We start from the raw sequence: 3,831 nt of genomic DNA, 5'->3' as shown, positions 1-3,831 counted from the left end.
GCGTCGACCCGGAGGTGCTGTGGCGGCTGGCCGAGCGCCACGGCTGGCTGGCGCGGGTGAGCTGGGCGGGCGGCGACCCGGACGGCGAGTTCGACGTGACGCTGCTGCCGCCCACGCACGCCGCCGCCACGCACTTCCGGTTCGCCGACCCCCGGTCGGCCGAGCTGGTGGTCGCGGAGGTGTACCCGCCCGGCGTGGCGGCCGCGTTCACCGACCGCCTGCGCGGCGGCCTGGCGGAACGGCTGCCCGCCGTGCTGGTGCCGGCCGACGTGGTGTGGGTGACGGACCTGCCGCGCAGCGGCGGAGTGGTCGACGTGACCGCCCTGCCGCGGCCCAGGGCCGACGCGACCGCCGTGCGCGCGGAGTCCGAGAACGCCGAGGCGTCGGCGCTCGACGTGATCCGGGAGGTGTTCGCCAAGCGCCTGGGCAAGCCGTGCGGGCCGGACGACAACTTCTTCGCGCTCGGCGGCGAGTCGTTCACCGCGGCCATGTGCGTGCGCGACCTGCGCCAGCGGGGGGTGACCCTGTCGATCAGGGACCTCTTCGAGCACCGGACGCCGCGCGTGCTCGCCGAGCACCTGGCCTGACCGGGTCCCGTCCGCGTCCCGACCGAGCCCTGACGAGCCCTGACCGAGTCCCGACCCGAGGTCCCACCGACAGAGATGGATCGCCGCACCATGTCCAGCAACACCTTTCCCGTCACCCACGGGCAGCGGGGACTGTGGTTCATCCAGCAGATGGACCCGGAGTCCCCGGCGTACAACGACGGTGAGGCGTTCCGGCTGACGGGCGACCTCGACGTCGCCGCGCTCACCGCCGCCGTCGAGCGGTTGACCGCCCGCCACGAGCCGCTGCGCACCCGGTTCACCGTGGTGGACGGCGAGCCGCGCCAGGTCGTGGACGACGTCTGGGGCGGCCGGGTCGAGGTCGTGGACGCGGGTCCGGCGCCCGACCGGGACGCGGCCGCGCACGAGTTCGCCGAGCGCGTGATCGCGCGGCCGTTCGACCTGGCGGGCGGCGTGCTGTTCCGGGTGGAGGTGCTGCGGTTCGACGAGTCCGACCACCTGGTGCTGTTCGGGCTGCACCACGCGGTCGGCGACGGCTGGTCGCTGACGATCCTGCTGGACGAGGTCGCCGAGGCGTACCGGGCGGCGGTGGAGGGGCGCGAGCCCGCGCTGGAGCCGCTACCCGTCCGGTACCGCGACTACGCCCGGTGGCAGCACGAGGACGTGTACGCGGAGGAGATCCGGGACCAGGCGGCCTACTGGGTCCTGCACCTCGACGGCGTGCCGCACGCCGTGGACGCGCTGTGCGCCCGGCGGCCCGGTGCGGAACCGGTCGGGCGGCTGCACGAGTTCACCGTGCCCGCCGAGCTGACCGCGGCGCTGCGCAAGGCGTCGCGCGAGGCCGGCACCACGCTGTTCATGACGCTCCTCGCGGTGTACGAGGCGCTGCTGTCGCGGGTGAGCGGCGCGGACGACCTGATCGTCGGCGTGCCGGTGCTGGGCCGGCCGGTGCCGGAGGTCGAGCCGCTGATCGGCCTGTTCGTCAACACCCTGCCGCTGCGCGCGGACCTGCGGGACGACCCGACGTTCGCCGACCTGCTCCGCTCCGTGCGGGAGACGCTGCTGGCCGGTTTCGGGCACCAGGACGTGCCGCTCGAAGAGGTCGTCAAGGAGGTCAACCCGGCCCGGCGGGCGGGTGTCGCGCCGCTGGTGCAGGTGATCTTCCAGCTGTTCGACGGCGACTTCCGGTACGAGCTGGACCTGCCGGGGGTGCGCGCGGCGCAGCTGCAGGTGCTCGGGCGGGCCGTGCCGTTCGCGCTGTCGCTGGACTTCTTCCGCGACGGCGACGGGCTGGCCGGCCGCCTGAACTACGACAGCGCCGTCTTCGACGACGGGTACGCGGCCCGCTTCGCCGAGGTGTTCACGGCGCTGGCCGCGCAGGTGCTGGCCGACCCGGACGTCCCGGTGTCCCGGCTCGACGTGCCGCCGGAGCTGGTGCGCGCGTCCACCACCGCCGACGCGGCGGAAGCCGCTGACACGACGGAAACCGCCGCCACCGCCGCGACGAGGTTCGAAGCGCCCCGGCCCGGTGTCGAGCAGCTGGTCGCCGAGCTGATGGCCGACGTGCTCGGCGTGGACCGGCTCGGGCGGCAGGACGACTTCTTCGCGCTCGGCGGCCACTCCCTGCCCGCGACCAGGCTGATCTCGCGGATCAGGGACGTGCTGGACGTGCGGGTGACCGTGCGGTCGCTGTTCGACCACCCCACGGTCGAGCGGTTCTCGGCGTTGCTGTCGGACCTGCGGGGCACGCCGCGCAAGCCGCTGGACGTGGTGGCGGGCGACGGTCCCGCGCCGATGTCGTTCGCGCAGCAGCGGTTGTGGTTCGTGCAGGAGCTCGACCCCGCGAGCACCGCGTACAACCTCGGCGAGGTGTTCCGGCTCTCCGGCCCGCTCGACCTCGACCGGCTGGCCGTGGCCGTGGCCGGGCTGGTGGCCCGCCACGAGTCGCTGCGCACCCGGTTCGCCGTGGTCGACGGCGCGCCCGTGCAGCTCGTGGACGACGTGTGGCAGGGCCGCGTGGAGGTGGTCGACGCGCCGCCCACCGCCGACCTCGACGCCGCCGCGCGGGCGTTCGCGCTCGACGTGCTCGCGCGGCCGTTCGACCTGGCGCGCGGGCCGCTGTTCCGCGTCGACGTGCTGCGGTTCGACGACGAGAACCTGGTGCTGGCGCTGAGCATGCACCACATCGTCAGCGACGGCTGGTCGATCGGCCTGGTGCTGGACGAGCTGGCGGGGCTGTACGCGGGGCACGAGCTGCCGCCGCTGCCGGTGCGGTACCGCGACTACTCGGTCTGGCAGCACGCCGAGCTGGGCGCGGGCATCGCCGACCAGCTCGCCCACTGGCGGGACGCGATCGCGGGCGCGCCCACGGTGATCGACGCCCTGCGTCCCCGCCGGGCGGTGGACGAACGCGGCGGCATCGAGGGTTTCGTCGAGTTCGAGCTGCCCGCCGACGTGGTGGCCGGGCTGCGGGCGCTGTCCCGCGAGACCGGCGGCACGCTGTACATGACGTTGCTGGCGGTGTTCGAGGTGATGCTGTCCCGGGTGACCGGTCAGCGCGACCTGCTCGTCGGCATGCCGGTGGCCGGTCGGACCGCCGCGCAGGTCGAGGGCGTCGTCGGCTTCTTCGTCAACATGCTGGCGCTGCGCGCGGACCTGCGCGACGACCCGGTGTTCACCGACCTGCTCGGCGCCGTGCGCAAGGTGGTGCTGGACGGGTTCGCGCACCAGGACCTGCCGTTCGAGCGGCTGGTCGAGGCGGTCGCCCCCGAGCGCGAGGCCGGCGTGCAACCGCTGGTGCAGGTGGCTTTCCAGGTGTTCGAGGACGAGACAGGCCTCGGCTTCCGGCTCGGCGACGCGGCCGCGACGCCCGTGCTCGACACCCCCGGCGTGCTCAACGCGGACCTGCCGCTCGCGATGGACCTCTACCGCGACGGCGACCGCCTGCGCGGCCTGATGACGTTCAGCGAGTCGGTGTTCACCTCCGCCGAGGCCGACCGGATCGTCGCCACGTTCCTGCGCCTGGTCGCCGAGGTGCTGCGCGACCCGGCGCGCCGCGTCTCGCAGCTGCCCGCCGCCGGGCACGACTCGGCGGGCGGCCTGCGGTTCGGCACGGCCACCGCGGTGCGTGACGCGTCGCTGGTGGACGAGTTCCGGCGGCGGTGCGCGCAGACGCCCGACGCGGTGGCCGTGGCCGACGGCGCCCGCGCGTGGACGTTCGACGAGCTGGCCCTCGCCCGCTCGCGCGAGCTGGCCCAGCACGTGG

2 protein-coding genes are annotated in these 3,831 nt (G+C 74.6%); both read left to right on the top strand.

Features of this window, described 5'->3' with window-relative positions; translation table 11 throughout:
• A partial coding sequence (locus tag ACFQ3T_RS35055; protein WP_380730186.1) for a phosphopantetheine-binding protein occupies nucleotides 1-587 on the top strand: 587 nt, incomplete at its 5' end.
• A 90-nt stretch (nucleotides 588-677) separates the two neighbouring features.
• The coding region (locus tag ACFQ3T_RS35050) for a condensation domain-containing protein (protein ID WP_380730184.1) at nucleotides 678-3,831 on the top strand (3,154 nt) is incomplete at its 3' end.

Origin of the sequence: Saccharothrix hoggarensis (assembly GCF_042678885.1) — a bacterium.
Classification (GTDB): domain Bacteria; phylum Actinomycetota; class Actinomycetes; order Mycobacteriales; family Pseudonocardiaceae; genus Actinosynnema; species Actinosynnema hoggarensis.
The sequence above is the reverse complement of the archived record's forward strand: the minus strand, read 5'-3'. Positions and strand labels throughout refer to the sequence as shown.